This is a genomic window from Tenacibaculum sp. SZ-18 (assembly GCF_002813915.1).
Taxonomy (GTDB): domain Bacteria; phylum Bacteroidota; class Bacteroidia; order Flavobacteriales; family Flavobacteriaceae; genus Polaribacter.
This window is the reverse complement of record NZ_CP019335.1, coordinates 3012752-3029730: the sequence shown is the minus strand read 5'-3', so window position 1 is coordinate 3029730 and position 16979 is coordinate 3012752. Positions and strand designations below refer to the sequence as shown.

The following is a 16979-nucleotide window of genomic DNA, read 5'->3' as shown; positions in this document are numbered from 1 at the left end:
AAGAAAATGTACATTTGTTTCCCTAATTATTAAACTATGATTCAAAGAATACAATCCTTATATTTATTACTGGCTGGAATTATTTCAGGAGGATTGACTTTTGTGTTTAATATATGGAGTACTGCGAATAGCAAATTATTTATTACGGATTTGTTTAGTGGTAGTTCAATAGGTGAAAAAATAGTTCCAGTGCTATTTTTTGTATCAGCTCTTTTATCAATAATAGCCATATTTTTATTTACGAATAGAAAGTTGCAATTTGTATTAGGGCGTTTAAATATTTTGACAAATCTTTTTTTATTAGGAGTGTTGGTATATTTATCTCTAACATTATCTGGAGAAGCTGCGGTTTCTGAGAAAGGTATTGGGATGTTCTTACCTATTATTATCATCGTGTTGCTAGTTATAGCAAACAAAGCCATTAAAAGGGACGAAGATCTCGTAAAATCAGTAGATAGATTACGATAAACCTAACATCTTAGTATATTTAGTGCGATAAAAACCGAGAATTTTTCTCGGTTTTTTTTATACTATAATTACTTATTTTTGAGTTGTTTAATTTCATGAACCAATACGACCTAATAAATATCTTCTAAGGGTTTTCCCTTAGAGTCTCAAGGTAAACCCTGAGCGCATTTTCAGGGTGTTTGTAATTTGGTAGGAATGTATTAACGTTATAAATTTGTAAGTGTAACAATGAGAGATAAAATCAGAGTTCATATAGCCGATGATCATCAAGTTGTAATTGAAGGAGTTTCGGCGCTAATAAATACTGATGACAGTATAGAAGTTGAAGGTTATTCGTTAACAGGGAAAGATGTTGTAGAATGGTTTAAAAATAACGAGGCCGATGTTTTAATTCTCGATATTAATATGCCAAAGTTAGATGGTATTGGAGTTTTAAAAACATTTAGAAATAGAAGCTTTCAACAAAAAACTATTATACTCTCAGGGTTGAGCGATCCGAAAATAGTTCAAGAAATGATTGCACTAGGTGCAAATGGTTTTATAGAAAAAGGGTCAGCAAGCGAACATATAATACAAGCGATCAAGACGGTACATAGGGGAGAGCAGTATTATAGTGATGAGATAAAAGACAGTTTGTTTGATTTATACATTAATGAAGCAAAAACAGACGAAGCAATTAAGAATAGTGTCTCAGATGAGCCACTAACAGAAAGAGAAGTTGAAGTACTAAAACTAATTACACAAGAATTAAGTACTGCTGAAATAGCAAATAAATTAAATATAACTGTTAAAACAATAGAAACACACAGAAGAAATTTATACAAAAAATTAAAAGTAAAAAATGTAGTAGGTTTGGCAATATACGCTGTAAAAAATAATATAGTTTAATTAACCTCCCTTCAATTTTATATAGAGGTTCCCCGTCCTTATATATGTTCCCCCCCCCCGAACTATATTATAGCAATTGTCAAGCCTTCTTCATTTCAAATTAAAAATTAATCAATCAAACCCTAATCTACCAGTCTCCCGTTAATCTACCCTTTAAATTTATAATTGTAAGAGTTTATTAATCCATTTAAAGTTTTAGTTACCATGAAGAAAAGTTACTTACCTTTTTTAATGATCCTGTCTATCCTAATTTCAGCATGTTCAACAGAAGATAATATGCCAGAAAATAACGACCAATCATTATTAAAATCGTACAAATTAAGCAAAGACGCGAACGGTAGATATTCTATTGATGTTGATTTAGTTGAAGGAGCTTATTCTGAAACATACAAAGACGAGACAACAAATACAAACAATATTTACGCTTACCAAGGCCATGATAATAACAACAGAAAATCTGTTAGTACAAAAGAATTAGCTTTAGACAATAACAGAATTGAAGTAGATGTTTTTGAAAATGACATCCAGAAGAATTCTATCTGGGTTGAGGACGAAAATATTAAAATGGGTAAAGGTCAAATAAGCCCAAACTTTTTACAGTCTTACAGTTTAGAGTATCTTGGAGAAGGTGAATATGTGTTAGATTTTGAAGTTAGAGATGGTATTTCAGTAGCATTTGAGTATAATGTTGAAGAGAATATTTACGAGGTTCATTTAAAAGAGGGATCTTCAAATGGAAAACAGTTTACAAAACTGTATAGTAAATCACCAAGTTTGCCTTTAAGAATAGATTTCGTAAATTACATATTGATTAATTCAGAAGCCAGAAGCGCGAAAGTGGTCGAGCAATACCTTTTAACTAAAAATCCAAGAGTAGGGCAAGAAGGTGGTTTTTAATAAAAGTTAATTCGTGTTGAATAACAAAATTTTAATATTATTCATATTACTAATACGTTTTAAAGCTGAGTGTTTCAACTCGGCTTTTCGTGTTTATAAAAGTGATATTTATCAATCACAAGAAATAAGTGTTAATCAAAGGGATTATGAACTGGCTAAAATTTATTTTGAAGAAGGGAAATATTCTAACGCTTTAAAGAAAGTTCTCCCGTTAGCGGAAAGAGAGTTCATGGATAAAGTATTGGAGTTAAAAGTTAATATTCTTGCAGGTAGAGTTTTGGAAAGACTCGGGGATGCGAGGGAAATTTATGAGCTTGATATTTCAAAAAAATTTAATGAGAACACTTTAAGAGGTTTGTCTTATCTCAAGAAAGCGTTAAAAATTATAAGCGAATTAAAGACACAATTTCAAGATTCCAAGTTTGAATATATAGATTATAACGACTACAAATCTGAAGCTTACCTCGCTTTATCTTCGATTTATCTTTATAAGAAGGACAATGATAGCTCAAGAATTTACTTAGAAAAGTTAATTCAAATTGAAAGTTTTAATAGAAATGTTGATTTAAGAAAAGGAAAGGCATATACCAATTTGGGAAAGGTATTTTATGTACAAAAGAATTTTTCTGAAGCAGAGAAAATGTTTCTAAAATCAGTTGAGTTAAATAAACTATTTAAGAATGATATTTCAACCGCTCTTGCTTTGAATAATTTAGCTTCCATATATATAATAAGAGAAGATTTTGTAAAAGCCAAGAAGTATTATCAAGAAGCTCTTTCTTATATAGAAGATAAAGAGACTAGTAGTGCTAATGAAAGGAAAGAATTGATATTTGATAATTTAGCATGGGCACTATATAATTTAAAAGATTACAAGGCATATGAATACGTAACCAGGTCTTACGATATTCGAGACAGTTTGAAAGAGTTGGCTCAACAAAATAGATATGCAGAAATTCAAGCCATTCATAATGTAGAAATGGCAAGACAGGAAGAACAAATTAAAACTGAAAAGCAAGAACGTAAAACTTGGATAATAGGTGTTACTGGAATCGTAGTCTCGTTATTACTTCTCTACCTTGCAAATCTATATAAATTAAGACAACAAAGTCTAAGTTTAAAACTTTCCAAAAGTCAGTTGCAGCAACAACGTAATTTGGAGCGTTTAAAATCACAAAGTCAGGTTAAAATATTAAATGCAACAATTGATGGTAAAGAAACCGAACGTAAACAAATTGCTGAAATTTTACACGACAATGTAAGTGCTTTATTGTCATCTGCAAATATGCATTTACAAGCAAGTCAAAAACAGTTTAAAGACACTGCAGTACCAATTGAGTTAGCTAAAACTCAAGAGATTATTTTGGAGGCTTCTCAAAAAATTAGAGAGTTGTCCCATAATTTAATGTCGTCGGTATTATTAAAATTTGGTTTAGAATATGCAGTGAAAGATGCCGCAAAAAAGTTTTCTAATTCTAGCATTCGAATTAACACAGCCATTCATAACGTATATCGTTATTCACAAGAATATGAAATCAAAATTTTCAATATCATTCAAGAGTTAATCAATAATATATTAAAGCATAGTGAAGCTAATAATGCATACATTATTATGGAGGAAGAAGATGATGCTTTAAATATTATAGTGAAAGATGATGGGAAAGGGTTCAAAAATAAGTCTGAAGAAGAAAAAGGTGTCGGAATCAATCAGATTAAAGCTAGAATTCACATGATGAATGGAACTTTTTTAATTGAATCTTCAAAAGGACAAGGAACAAAAACAACGATGAATATTCCAGTAATTCGTTCAAAAACTAAAGTGTACTCCGCTTAGCCAACTCAATAATTTCCATATTTTTTATTTCACCAGTATCAAGTTCGAATCTAATCATGGTTCTAATTTTGTGAAATCCGTGTTTTCCAGCCGCACCCGGGTTAATATGAAGCAAATTTAAACTTTTATCAAACTGTATTTTTAAAATATGAGAATGTCCACAAATAAATAGTTGTGGAGGATTAGTTTTAATCATTTCGCGAACTCGCTGATTGTATTTTCCAGGATAACCTCCAATATGTGTAATCCAAACAGGAACGTTTTCAACTACAAAACGATTGTCTAACGGAAATTCCGATCGAGCTTCAGCATCGTCAATATTTCCATAAACACCACGCAAAGGTTTTAAAGCTTTTATAGTGTCAGTCACTTTTAAATCGCCAATATCACCAGCATGCCAAACTTCATCAGCTTGTTTTACAAACTTTAAAATTTGATCATCAATATAACTATGGGTATCCGATAAGAGTAAGATTTTTTTCACATAACGAAAGTACGCAGAATCTTCTTCTTACGATGAACTATTAAACATTTTTTAAGAAATCTTCAAAAGCGATAACCAAATAAAATCCGTAGTTTAGCCTTTTAAATAAAGTCACTTCTTGAGGTATTTTTTAGAACTTTCGTATCACGGTAAAAACTACTATGGTTGGCAAATTCAGCCAGATGTAATTTCGGTACAAGAAAAAATTACAACAGCGCTAAGTACAATTTTAAGAGAAGAAATTACCATTGTAGGTGCAGGAAGAACAGATTCTGGAGTCCATGCCTCACAAATGTATGCTCATTTTGATGTTGATAAAGATTTAGATAACAATTTCACCTATAAATTAAATGCTATTTTACCTGATGATATTGTAATCTACAGAACGATAAAAGTTGCTGATGAAGCACATGCAAGATTTGATGCTATAAGTAGAAGTTATGAATATAAAATATGGATGGGGAGAAATCCATTTTTATTAAATACTACCTGGCAATTAAACTATAAGAGTCTTAACATCGAAGCAATGAATACAGCAGCAAAATTATTGTATGAATACGAAGACTTTGAATGTTTTTCAAAAGTTAAAACAGATGTCCATACATTTAACTGTGAAGTAACTAATGCTGTTTGGAAATTAGAAGGAGAAGAACTTACTTTTTATATATCTGCAAATCGATTTTTACGAAATATGGTAAGAGCCATTGTAGGAACATTATTAGATATTGGATTAGGAAAAAAATCCGTTGAGGATTTTAGAATGATTATAGAAAGTAAGAAACGAAGTAAAGCAGGTGTTTCAGTTCCTGCTAAAGGTTTATTTTTGACTAAAGTTGAATACGATTACATTTAAAACGTGAGTAAAACAAAAAAAGGAAATGCATTTGATATGGAAATTTTTGTGAGACTAATGAGTTTCGCAAAAAAATACCGCACTCAATTCTGGATTGCAGCGTTATCTACTATTTTATTAGCAGGTTTTTCTATCGCAAGTCCAGTTATCCTATACAGAGCAATTGATGATTTTACTGTAACAAAAGACGCAACAAGATTATTGTATTTTACAATTGCTATGTTATCTGTGTTATTGATACAAGTTATATTGCAATTCTCTTTTATTTACTATGCAAACTGGGTGGGGCAACATATTATTAAGGATATTAGAGCTAAAATATTTAGTAATATTCTGCAGTTTAAAATGACATATTTTGATAATAATTCTGTGGGTAAACTTGTTACTAGAGTTGTTTCAGATATCGAAACCATAGCAAACTTCTTTTCACAAGGAGTTTTTATGATTGTAAGTGATATTCTTAAAATGTTAGCCGCGGTTGTGGTAATGTTTGTAATCAATTGGAAATTAGCCATCATTGCTTTAGCAGTTTTACCGATACTTATTTATGCGACCAAACTTTTTCAAATTGCAATTAAAAAGACATTTCAAGATGTGAGAAATCAAGTAGCAAATTTAAACGGTTTTGTTCAAGAGCGCGTTACGGGAATGAAAATTGTTCAATTGTTTAATAGAGAAAAAATAGAGTACAATAACTTTAAGGAAATCAATAATAAACACAAAGAAGCACATGTAAAAACTGTTTGGTATTATTCCATTTTCTTTCCTATTGCAGAAATCATGTCGTCAATTGCTATTGGGTTAATTGTTTGGTATGGAGGTTTACAAGTTTTGGGAAATAAAATGATAACAGTAGGAGCAATTATCAGTTTTATTCAGATGGCTCAAATGTTATTCAGACCGTTACGTCAAATTGCAGATAAGTTTAATCAATTGCAAATGGGAATTGTTTCAGGAGAACGTGTTTTTAAAGTAATTGATACAGAAAGCTCAATTGATAAAAGAGGAACAAAAGATGCAAGAGACCTTAAAGGTGATATTTCATTTAATAATGTTAGGTTTAGTTACGTAAAAGGAGAAGAAATCCTTAAAGGAATAAACTTTGAAGTTAAAAAAGGGGAAACAATAGCTATTGTCGGTTCAACAGGCGCTGGTAAATCAACCATTATTAATTTAATTAGTCGTTTTTATGAAATTGATAGCGGAGTAATTGCTGTTGATGGAATTCCAGTGCAAGAATATGAATTAGCGTCATTAAGAAATCAGGTAGCAGTAGTTTTACAAGATGTATTCTTATTTTCTGATACCATTTTAAATAATATTACTCTTAAAAACGAAAATATAAGTATAGAGCAAGTTCAAGAAGCAGCGAAGCAAATTGGCATTCATGATTTTATTGAGAGTTTACCAAACGGATACAATTATAATGTAAAAGAACGTGGAGCAATGCTTTCTTCAGGACAAAGACAATTAATTGCATTTTTAAGAGCCTATGTAAGTACGCCAAGTATATTAATATTAGATGAGGCTACATCATCTGTAGATACAGAATCTGAACAAATGATTCAATATGCTACTGATAAAATCACAAAAAATAGAACTTCAATTGTTATCGCACATCGATTGGCTACTATTAAACAAGCAGATAAAATTCTGGTAATGGATAAAGGTCATGTTGTGGAGCAAGGTAGTCATAAAGAGTTACTTAAGAAAGAAGGATATTACCGAAATTTATATGAAAAACAATTCAGTACAGAATTAGTATAATTAGCTCTGTTTTATTTGTTTAGTGTATTCAAAATGTTAATTTTGTTACTCAATCACAAAAACTTAAAATACATAAACAATGAAAAAAGTAATTTTATCTGTCTTTGTAGCTGGTTCGTTATTGGCTACTTCTTGTAAGAATGCAAAAGAAACAGAAGAAAAGGTTAATGAAACTACAGAAGCTGTAGTTGAAAAAACTGAGGAGGTAGTAGAGAAGGTAGAGAAAGCTGTTGAAAAAACAGAAGAAGTTGTAAGTGAAGCAGCTAAAAAAACCGAATCCGCTATTGAAGGAATTACAATCCCAGAATTTAAAGATCCTAAGGCTGGAGAATATTTGGCTTCATATGCAGAGTACGCAAAAAAGAAAAAAGAAGCTGGTACAGATGCATTAAAAACTGCTGAATTAGCTAAAACAGGTGCTGATTTAGCGGCAAAAGCTAAAGAGGTAGTTGCTGGTTTAGATGAAGAATCTACTAAAAAGTTTAACTCTGTTTTAGCTGAGATTAAAGCTAAATTGAATACTGAAAAATAATTTTAAGTAATAGATCCTTAAATGATAAGTCCGCTTTTCGGCGGGCTTTTTGCATTTTTAAAACGATGTATGTTAAAAATAAAAAATTTAACGTAACTATTTTATTATTAGGTTTTTATTTGTTATTTTAGTAATGAGAAAAAGATCCATACAAATCAAACAGTATATATGGTTTGATTCTGATAGAAACTGTATTATAAAGTCCCCAAGCTTCATTGAAAATACGGTATAGCATTTAAACTAATTACATTAATAAATCATACAAATAAAAATTTTTGTAGAGTGGTATATTGTGAGCTACCTACTATTAATAATCCCCCAGATGAAACCTAGATTTTATTTATTACGATCTAGGTTTTTTTTAGTGACAAAAAAAATTAGTTTGAAACGTCTTTTTTGATTTTTTCGGAAAGATCTTCGTAATCTTGATACAAGACAAATTCTCCGTCTTTAACATAAGAAATTTCTCCTGTTTCTTCTGAAACAAGTACGCAAACCGCATCTGTTTTTTCTGAAATACCAAATGCCGCTCTGTGGCGAAGTCCAAACCTCGCCGGAATCCTAGGATTATCCGAAACTGGTAAAATCACTCGTGTAGCCACAATAAAATTATCTCTTATAATAGTTGCGCCATCATGCAACGGACTATTCTTGTAAAAAATACTTTGAATAATGGCTTCGTTAACTAAAGCATTCATTGGATCCCCAGTGTTAACTAAGAAATCTAACTTATTGGTTCTTTCAATAACAATTAATGCTCCTGTTTTTGTTGTAGATAGATTTATACAAGATTTTACAATGGTATCAGTATCGGTTTCGGAATTAATTTCTGATTGTAAAAACTTCAATTGATTCAAAAAACCATGTTTTGTAGAGAAATTAGTAGTTCCAATCATTAAAAGAAATTTTCTAATTTCCTGCTGAAACACAATCATAATCGCAATAACTCCACCTGAAATTAGTTTCCCTAAAATACCACTTAACATTTCCATGTTTAAAGCCTCGGTAATTTTCCACATTAAGAAAATTAAAGCAATCCCAATAACAATATTAATGGCTACAGTTCCTTTTACTAGTTTGTAGATGTAATATAATAATAAAGCTACAAGAATAATATCGAGGATATCTAGAAATGAAAAGTCTATAAAATCTAACATGTATTTATAGCGGTTTGCGTAAATGTACTAATAATTTACTTTTTCGCCATAGTACTTTCGATCTCTATGTTTCCAACTAACATTGGATATTTACTTTTAATTACTTCTAGTTTATCAAATGTTTCTTGCTTTCGGTTTTTTTTGTAAGCTGTTTCAAGTTGAGTGAAATTGTAGCCATACATTTTTACTGATAATTGATTGCGTAAATTGTTGTAAGCCAAATGTACTTTATCTAATGCTTTAACATAAGTTTCATAGCTAGCTTCTCTATTAGCTTCAATGGTAATAATAGCTTTTGCTGGATGATCTGATGAGATAATTGATTTTTTTCCGTTACACCAATCACAAGGATTTCCTTTAGAATCTTTTCCAGCTCCATTATCAATAAAATCTTGAGCTAATTGCGATATTTCAGCAATTGTAACTTCATCACCTCCAATTAAAATTTCATTGTTCCGATTAATAGAAATGTCAAATACGTTTCTTTTGTGAGTATCCAGAGCATCTGGATTGTCTTGAGTAATTTTAGTAAAAATACCTTGATCAACATTTAATGTAGTAGTAACAAGGAAAAAAATTAATAATAAAAATGCAATGTCTGCCATAGATCCGGCATTAATTTCTGAAATAGGTTTTCTTTTCATAATACGAAATGTTTAAGTGAATAATTAGTTTACTCCTCTGAATATATTTCAAAGATTTTCCTGATGTTGATTTCAGGAGTAAAGTTTGATTTGCAATTTTGGGTAGTAAAAAATAAATATCAAAAACAATACCGTAATTGAGTTTCTGTATATGTTTGATTTAGAAATTCCGTATAAGATAATACAGTTAAGTACTTTAAAGTTATGCTATTATCGAACCATTTCCGAAATTCTAACTGCTTCTACAGCTTCTTTCACATCATGAACTCTTAAAATTTGAGTCCCATTTTGCAGCGCAATTGTATTTGCTACCGTAGTTGCGTTTAAAGCTTCTTGCGGTGTAATATCTAGAAGCTTATACAGCATAGATTTTCTTGAAACACCAGTTAAAATAGGAACCTCCAAATTCTTAAATAATTTAAGTTGCCCCAGGAGTTCGTAGTTATGTTCGATTGTTTTTCCGAATCCAAATCCTACATCTACAATCACATCGTTAACATGAAGTTTTCGTAATTCAAATAATTGCTTTGCAAAAAAAGAAATTACCTCCGTCACTACATTTTTATAACTTGGATTTTTTTGCATGTTTTGAGGCGTTCCTTGCATATGCATTAAAATATAAGGAACTTGAAGTTTGGCAACAGTTTCAAACATATTATTGTCCATATTTCCTCCAGAAATATCATTAATTAAAGCGGCTCCAGACTCGATAGTTTTTTCAGCAACTTTGCTTCTAAAGGTATCAATTGAGATGATTATTTCAGGAAACTCTTCTATTAATAATGTTACAATAGGTACAATTCTTTTTAATTCTTCATCCTCTGAAATATGTGCTGCTCCTGGTCGCGAAGAATAAGCTCCAATATCGATAAAAGTTGCGCCTTCCAACAACATTTTTTCAACTTGTTGTAAGATGTCGTTTTCATTTTTGTATTTTCCTCCATCATAAAATGAATCTGGAGTGATATTTAAAACTCCCATTACTTTGGGAGTTGATAAATCAATTAAAGTCCCTTTGCAATTAATTGTCATTAATACCTTTTTGTAGGTTATACATATAAATTTCTCTGTAAAAATAATTGAAAAGCTATTTGATTTGCTATTTTTACATAGTTTTTTCTGAATATATATAATGCAAAATACCTCAGAACAGTATGATGCGGTTGTAAATGAATGCCGCAGTTTATTTATTAAAAAAATGTCTGACTATGGAAGTGCTTGGAGAATTTTACGATTACCATCACTTACTGATCAAATTTTTATAAAGGCACAAAGAATTCGTCAATTACAAGAGAATGATATAAGAAAAGTAGACGAAGGAGAGAAATCAGAATTTATTGGTATTATTAACTATTCTATAATGGCGTTAATTCAGTTAGATTTAGGCATAGTGGACCAACCTGATTTGGATACTGAAAAAGCTACAAAATTATATGATAAATACGTGAGTATTACGAAAAAATTAATGGAGAATAAAAACCATGATTATGGTGAGGCTTGGCGAGATATGAGAGTTTCTTCATTAACTGATTTAATCCTACAGAAGTTACTACGAGTAAAACAAATAGAAAATAATAAAGGTAAAACAATTGTTTCTGAAGGAATCGATGCAAACTATCAAGATATGATTAATTATTCTGTATTTGCAATGATTCACTTGAACGACACTTAAAAATCCCTATAATTATGTTATTAAAAGTACTTACACACATTTCAAGAGTTCTTGTTGGATTATTATTCATTTATTCTGGCTTTGTAAAATTGGTTGATCCAATAGGCTCTCAATATAAATTTGAAGAATATTTCAGTGAAGATGTACTCAACCTTGAGTTTTTAATTCCTGTTGCGTTAGGGTTTTCAATTCTTTTAATCGTTACAGAATTGGTTTTAGGGGTAATGCTTTTAGTTGGATTTAAGGCAAAAATTACAGTTTGGAGTCTCTTTGGCTTGAATCTAGTATTCTTATTTTTAACTTGGTATTCATACGCTTATAATAAAGTAACAGATTGTGGTTGTTTTGGAGATGCGATCAAGTTAACACCAAAAGAAACATTCTATAAAAATATTGTTTTTATGGTATTCATAGTTATTTTAATTATTGGCATTCGTTATATCAAACCATTAATTTCTGATAAAATAGCATCTTACAGTACTATAGGATCAGTAGTAGTTTCTTTATTTATAGTTTATCATGTTTTAAATCATTTGCCAATTATTGATTTTAGAGCGTATTCAGTAGGAACAAATATCGCCGAGGGAATGAAATTTCCTGAAAATGGAGATGTTCCACCTATTCACGATTTTGAAATAGGAACGGAAGAAGACGATAAATTAGAAGAGATGTTAGCACAAGATAAAGCAATGCTTATCATGATGACAACGATGAGTAAAGTGAATAAAAAAGGATTAAAGGATATTTCAGAAGTAGCAGCTAAAGCAAATAATAAAGGATATAAAGTTTATGTTTTAACTTCAGATATTATGATGGCCGATGTTATTTATGAGGGTAATACGGAAAAGCTTGATGCATTTAAAAAAGAATATAATTTACCATATGTCTTTGGTAGTTGTGATGAAAAAGCTATAAAGACTGCTATAAGAGCAAACCCAGGAGTCATCACCGTTAATAAAGGATCTATAGTTGGAAAATGGAACTGGACAGATGCTGAAGATGTAGAACTTTAAAATATTGAAATTATACTTTTAAAAAAAGCGAAAAACAGAATATGTTTTTCGCTTTTTTTATGAGCACATTTAAAATGCTAATCCTCTAGGTTTTCTCTTTTAGTTTCAATATTCAGTATGTTTTAAGTACTTTAAAGTACTAGTAGTTAGTATAATTTAAACATTGAAAATCTAAAAATATGATCAGCTACATTTGGTAGTGGTTATACTTTAACTAATTTAGATAGTGTGTTAATCATAATATCAAACAAATATAACTTGGATAAAGCAACAACAGTTGCTCCTTAAGTCAAGAATTTTAAAGGTTTTTCCGATATAATCAAAATTGATAAATAAGAAATGAAATTGATCTTTACAGAATCATTAATAAAAGCTGGAATCCGTTCTGAAAGATCTAGTTCAGAATATGGTAATTCTATTATTACTGAGTTGTATCATAAGTAAGATGAGGAAACAGGTGTTCCAGAGTTTTATTTGGCTTATTTTTAGATGAAAATATTGTCCTTTCCGAAGAAATTTAAAAGGTTTTAATTGCAGCTAATATTTATGTAAAAGTATGATAGTTTGGAAATTTTGGTGATAATATTACGAAGTACATAAGGCAATTAGAAAGTTTTTAGAAGATACGTTTGAAGAGTAACCTTCTCTTTATGAGGTTTATGTGAATGATTTTACAGGGTTAAAATGGTAAGAAATTCAAACAAATATTCATTACTCAATTGAATAATTTTTAAATAGTACAGTAAAACCTTATCAAGAAAGTGAGGTTTTGTTATTTTAGTGGCAAGATGAAGCAATTATTACTTGTATTTATTGGTGGTGGTTTAGGAAGTGTTCTTAGATTCTTACTTGGAAAAATGTTAAACAATGGAGATACAGGTATTCCAATTGGTACTTTTGTCGCCAATATTTTAGGAAGTTTATTGATTGGGTGTATTTTAGGATTCGCAGCCAAAAATGACACTTTAACCCAAAATCAAATGTTATTGCTTGCAACAGGTTTTTGTGGTGGTTTTACTACATTTTCAACTTTTGCTTATGAAAATCATGTGTTTTTAAAGTCGGGTGATTTTCTAATTTTTGCAACATATGCAATTGCTAGTTTCGGTTTAGGTATTCTAGCAGTTTTTTTAGGAATTTTTTTAGTGAAATAAAATAATAATATGGACAAATTAGTACATTTAACTACTGATGAAAATTATGCAATTATTAAAATTGCCAACGGGAAAGTAAATGCAATTTCTCATGAAGTTATTGATGAATTGAATGAATGTTTAGATACTGCGGAGAAAGAGGAACGAGTTGTTATTATTACAGGGCAATCTGGCATATTTTCAGGAGGTTTTGATTTAAAAGTAATGACTAAGTCGCAAGATGCAGCGAAAGAATTGGTAATTAAAGGATCAAAATTATCGTATAGATTATTATCCTTTCCAACACCAGTGATATTAGCCTGTAATGGTCATGCTGTAGCAAAAGGTGCGTTTTTATTGTTATCCGCTGATTATAGAATTGGTACAGCTGGTGAATTTAAAATTGGATTAAATGAAGTTATGATTGGAATGACAATGCATAATGCAGGTGTAGAGATTGCAAGAGGGAAATTAACACCAGTTTATTTTCAAAGAAGTGTGAGTAATGCGGAAATGTATAATCCAGAGGAAGCTGTTACAGCTGGGTTTTTAGATATCGTAGTTCCAGAGGGAAGTTTAATCGGAACAGCAATTAAGGTAGCAGGACTTTTTGGAAAACTTAATAAGAATGCTCATAAAAATACCAAACTAAAGGTTCGTAAGATTTTATTAGAGCGTTTAGCCGAAGCAATTAAAGAAGATAGTGAACAGGAATTATCCTTTAATTCTTAAATAAATACAACCCGCTTTTTGACGGCGGGTTTTATTTATAATTCATCATCCCAGCTTCAATAGGAATATTTAAAAAATTTTCCCTTGGTGTAATTGGACAAGAAAATTTGTCATTATAAACACAGTAAGGATTATAAGCTTTATTAAAATCGATTAATATAGTTCCATCTTTTGTTTCGTCATTCGTAGTAATGTCTACAAACCTACCTCCTTTGTAAGTTGTTTTTCCGTTTGTTTTATCAAAAAAAGGTAAAAAAAGATAGTCTTTAAATCCAGGTAAAGGATTAGGATCTTTATAAATATCTAAACTGAAGTTTTTTTCATCAATTGAAAAATTAACAACTCCATATTTTTTATACTTAGCAATTCTTTCAGTAGTAGTGGGAAAACTAAATATTTTTGAGTCTTTTGTTTTATTCAATTTTGCAACGACTTTGAACTTATTCTTGATAGGAAAGAATGGCAAACCTTTAAAAGTTTTTAAATCTTTTTTAGTTAATGGTGAAGTAGATGCGTCTTTAAATTTAGCATTCATCTCTTTTTGATAATCAGAATTTCCTTGATGTTTTCTCTTGGCTTTAGAAGAACAAGAAAAACAAAATATAATTACTATTAGTGTTATAAAAAACCTTTTCATAGATGTTACATTTATACAATTCATTTCAATTACAAAATTACTATGATTTAAAAAATCATCATAATTTTCATTGCTGATTTTATCAAATCATAATAAACAACCTTAAATTAATATACAACCTATAGAATTTTTCTCTATGTTTGTGTCATAATTAAAAGAAAACATGAAAAACATTTGTACATATAAACAATGGACGTCGGTGGTAAGACCACCTTCTGCTCGGGCTATTTATGTGTAAATGTTATATTGATATAAAAATATACAATTGCTAAGTCCGACTATATAGTCGGACTTTTTTATTTTCTATAAACAACTAAAACCAAACAATTATGAAAAAGTTTTTTAAAAATTATGCAGCGACCTTTGGCGGCCTCTCTAGGGAGGTTTGGTGGTTATCGTTAATTACGTTAATTAACAGAGCAGGAACAATGGTAATTCCATTTTTGTCACTTTATTTAAAAGAAGGATTAGGATATTCTTATTCAGATGTGGGATTAATTATGGTATTTTTCGGATTAGGTTCTGTTGTTGGTTCAAAATTGGGAGGATATTTAACGGATAGAATCGGGTATTTCAAAGTAATGCAATGGAGCTTGTTTTTAACAGGGATTTTATTTGTATTACTTCAATTTGTGAAAACTCTTAATGGTTTTTGTGCTTCTATTTTTGTTTTAATGCTAATAGCAGATACATTTCGACCAGCGATGTTTGTAGCATTGAGCTCATACAGTAAACCTGAAAATAAAACAAGGTCAGTTACATTAATTCGTTTAGCAATCAATTTAGGTTTTTCTGCAGGTCCCGCCGTTGGAGGATTAATCATCACAACATTGGGATATCAAGGATTATTTTGGGTCGATGGAATTACGTGTGTTTTGGCAACTCTATTGCTGATTAATGTCTTAAACCCTACAAAAGCAAGAATTTTGGATGAGATTAAAGTTGAACAACCTGTTTCAGTTTACCAAGATAAACCTTACTGGATATTTCTAGTAGCAATGGCTTTATTTGGAATAGTATTTCTGCAGTATTTTTCAACAATTCCTTTGTATTATAAAGAAGTTCATTATTTAACAGAATTTGAAATCGGATTACTCTTAGGAGCGAATGGATTTATTATATTTTTATTGGAGATGCCTTTGGTAAAATGGTTGGAAGATTCAAAACAAACAAAAATATCTTTAATGCTAATTGGAGGTATTCTCGTAACAATGAGTTTTATTGTTTTGAATATGACCGGCTGGGTTGGGATTTTATTAGTAGGAATGTTTTTTATGACAATTGGGGAAATGATTATGTTCCCTTTCTCGAATGCTTATGCCATGGAAAGTGCAAAAAAAGGAAATCAAGGCCAATATATGTCTTGGTATAGTGTAGCATTTTCTGTAGCACATGTTTTTGGTCATTACTCAGGGATGCATTTAATAGAGGAAGTTGGATTTGATAATACTTGGTATATCATTTTTGGGTTATCACTTTTGAGTGGAGTATTTCTTTGCATTTTAAGAAGTAAAACCACAAATTCACAGGTTTTTATATCTCAAAAAATTGATAATTTTAATTAAATGGTATTGTTATTAACAAGATTATTATTCATCTTTGGAATAGACATAATACAATAAAAAAGAAGTAACATCTTAATAAGAATAGTATTTTTGAATTCGAAATTTATAGGAACGATATGAACATACAAGACGCTCAAAAACAAGTAGACTATTGGATTAAAAATCATGGAGTTCGTTATTTTAACGAATTAACGAACATGGCTCAACTAACAGAAGAAGTAGGAGAAGTAGCAAGAATTATTGCTCGAAGATATGGTGAGCAAAGTGAAAAGGAAAGTGATAAGCAAAAAGACTTAGGTGAAGAATTAGCTGATGTTGTTTTTGTGGTTTTATGTTTGGCAAATCAAACAGGAGTTAACTTGCAAGAGGCTTTTGATAAAAAGTTAGACTTGAAAACTAAAAGAGATCACGATCGTCATCATAACAACGAAAAGTTAAAATAATGGCATTACATCAAAATATAGGAAGGAAATTATTTTGGATAAATACTTTTAAAGTAGGAATTCCATTTTTTATAGTGGTTGTAATTTTCTCACTATTATTTAATAGTGCAAGTGATATTTTCTCAGGAAACTTTGACGTAGTGGCAGAAACACATTTTACAAACAAGAAATGGGTTCGATTTTTTTTAGGGAAAATTGTAATAAGTATTATGTACGGAATGTATACTTCGAATAAAAAAATGAAATAAAAAAAGCGAGTT

Annotated in this window: 19 protein-coding genes; 14 read left to right on the top strand and 5 right to left on the bottom strand. The window is 30.2% G+C overall.

The features are described from left to right. The first annotated feature begins 36 nt into the window (after positions 1–36). The 4 genes from BTO06_RS13625 (at position 37) to BTO06_RS13610 (ending at position 4087) form a co-directional block, all read left to right on the top strand. Positions 37–468, top strand: coding sequence for a DUF4293 domain-containing protein (locus BTO06_RS13625; RefSeq protein ID WP_100925836.1), 432 nt, complete (start codon positions 37–39; stop codon positions 466–468). A 228-nt stretch (positions 469–696) separates the two neighbouring features. Next, positions 697–1356 carry a response regulator gene (locus BTO06_RS13620; RefSeq protein ID WP_100925835.1) on the top strand — a complete coding sequence of 220 codons (660 nt, stop codon included), beginning with the start codon at positions 697–699 and terminating at the stop codon, positions 1354–1356. Between the two features lie 204 nt (positions 1357–1560). Next, the gene (locus tag BTO06_RS13615) at positions 1561–2253 is read left to right on the top strand and encodes a hypothetical protein (RefSeq protein WP_100925834.1); all 693 of its coding nucleotides are present in this window, start codon (positions 1561–1563) and stop codon (positions 2251–2253) included. Positions 2254–2266: 13 nt separating this feature from the next. Beyond that, positions 2267–4087, top strand: coding sequence for a tetratricopeptide repeat-containing sensor histidine kinase (locus tag BTO06_RS13610; protein WP_157811866.1), 1821 nt, complete (start codon positions 2267–2269; stop codon positions 4085–4087). Here BTO06_RS13610 and BTO06_RS13605 read toward each other — a convergent pair. Beyond that, on the bottom strand, positions 4068–4571 hold the full coding sequence (locus BTO06_RS13605) for a metallophosphoesterase family protein (protein WP_100925832.1): 504 nt from the start codon (positions 4569–4571) through the stop codon (positions 4068–4070). The genes BTO06_RS13610 and BTO06_RS13605 overlap by 20 nt on opposite strands. Positions 4572–4689: 118 nt before the next feature. On the opposite strand from BTO06_RS13605, the gene truA reads away from it, so the two are divergent. The 3 genes from truA to BTO06_RS13590 all read left to right on the top strand — a co-directional run bounded on the left by truA (position 4690) and on the right by BTO06_RS13590 (position 7723). Then, the gene (gene truA, locus BTO06_RS13600; protein WP_100925831.1) at positions 4690–5424 is read left to right on the top strand and encodes a tRNA pseudouridine(38-40) synthase TruA; all 735 of its coding nucleotides are present in this window, start codon (positions 4690–4692) and stop codon (positions 5422–5424) included. Between the two features lie 36 nt (positions 5425–5460). Continuing rightward, complete coding sequence (locus tag BTO06_RS13595) at positions 5461–7191, top strand: ABC transporter ATP-binding protein (protein ID WP_443081494.1); 1731 nt, start codon at positions 5461–5463, stop codon at positions 7189–7191. A gap of 79 nt (positions 7192–7270) precedes the next feature. After that, positions 7271–7723: a hypothetical protein gene (locus BTO06_RS13590; protein ID WP_100925830.1), complete on the top strand. Its 453-nt coding sequence runs from the start codon at positions 7271–7273 to the stop codon at positions 7721–7723. Positions 7724–8100: 377 nt separating this feature from the next. On the opposite strand, the gene cdaA is transcribed toward BTO06_RS13590, so the two are convergent. From cdaA to folP, 3 genes are all read right to left on the bottom strand, one after another. Next, on the bottom strand, positions 8101–8880 hold the full coding sequence (gene cdaA, locus BTO06_RS13585; RefSeq protein ID WP_100925829.1) for a diadenylate cyclase CdaA: 780 nt from the start codon (positions 8878–8880) through the stop codon (positions 8101–8103). Positions 8881–8915: 35 nt separating this feature from the next. Continuing rightward, positions 8916–9524, bottom strand: coding sequence for an ExbD/TolR family protein (locus BTO06_RS13580; protein ID WP_100925828.1), 609 nt, complete (start codon positions 9522–9524; stop codon positions 8916–8918). 210 nt (positions 9525–9734) lie between these two features. Then, positions 9735–10556 carry a dihydropteroate synthase gene (folP, locus tag BTO06_RS13575; protein ID WP_100925827.1) on the bottom strand — a complete coding sequence of 274 codons (822 nt, stop codon included), beginning with the start codon at positions 10554–10556 and terminating at the stop codon, positions 9735–9737. 100 nt (positions 10557–10656) lie between these two features. Between folP and BTO06_RS13570 the strand changes: the two genes are divergently transcribed. From BTO06_RS13570 to BTO06_RS13555, 4 genes are all read left to right on the top strand, one after another. Beyond that, positions 10657–11196: a DUF1599 domain-containing protein gene (locus tag BTO06_RS13570; protein ID WP_100925826.1), complete on the top strand. Its 540-nt coding sequence runs from the start codon at positions 10657–10659 to the stop codon at positions 11194–11196. Positions 11197–11210: 14 nt separating this feature from the next. Then, a complete protein-coding gene (locus BTO06_RS13565; RefSeq protein ID WP_100925825.1) occupies positions 11211–12209 on the top strand; it encodes a DoxX family protein in 999 nt (332 codons plus the stop codon). A gap of 788 nt (positions 12210–12997) precedes the next feature. After that, positions 12998–13363, top strand: a complete 366-nt coding sequence (gene crcB / locus BTO06_RS13560) for a fluoride efflux transporter CrcB (RefSeq protein ID WP_100925824.1) — start codon at positions 12998–13000, stop codon at positions 13361–13363. 9 nt (positions 13364–13372) lie between these two features. Then, positions 13373–14074 carry a crotonase/enoyl-CoA hydratase family protein gene (locus tag BTO06_RS13555; RefSeq protein WP_100925823.1) on the top strand — a complete coding sequence of 234 codons (702 nt, stop codon included), beginning with the start codon at positions 13373–13375 and terminating at the stop codon, positions 14072–14074. A gap of 31 nt (positions 14075–14105) precedes the next feature. Here BTO06_RS13555 and BTO06_RS13550 read toward each other — a convergent pair whose 3' ends face one another. Further along, entirely contained in the window at positions 14106–14711 is a 606-nt protein-coding gene (locus tag BTO06_RS13550; protein WP_100925822.1) for a DUF1684 domain-containing protein, read from the bottom strand. Between the two features lie 329 nt (positions 14712–15040). Here BTO06_RS13550 and BTO06_RS13545 point away from each other — a divergent pair, with 329 nt between their 5' ends. The 3 genes from BTO06_RS13545 to BTO06_RS13535 all read left to right on the top strand — a co-directional run bounded on the left by BTO06_RS13545 (position 15041) and on the right by BTO06_RS13535 (position 16967). Further along, entirely contained in the window at positions 15041–16276 is a 1236-nt protein-coding gene (locus BTO06_RS13545; RefSeq protein WP_100925821.1) for an MDR family MFS transporter, read from the top strand. A 116-nt stretch (positions 16277–16392) separates the two neighbouring features. After that, positions 16393–16719 carry a nucleotide pyrophosphohydrolase gene (locus tag BTO06_RS13540; protein WP_100925820.1) on the top strand — a complete coding sequence of 109 codons (327 nt, stop codon included), beginning with the start codon at positions 16393–16395 and terminating at the stop codon, positions 16717–16719. After that, positions 16719–16967, top strand: a complete 249-nt coding sequence (locus BTO06_RS13535) for a hypothetical protein (RefSeq protein WP_100925819.1) — start codon at positions 16719–16721, stop codon at positions 16965–16967. Before BTO06_RS13540 ends, BTO06_RS13535 begins: the two co-directional genes overlap by 1 nt. Positions 16968–16979 lie beyond the last annotated feature (12 nt).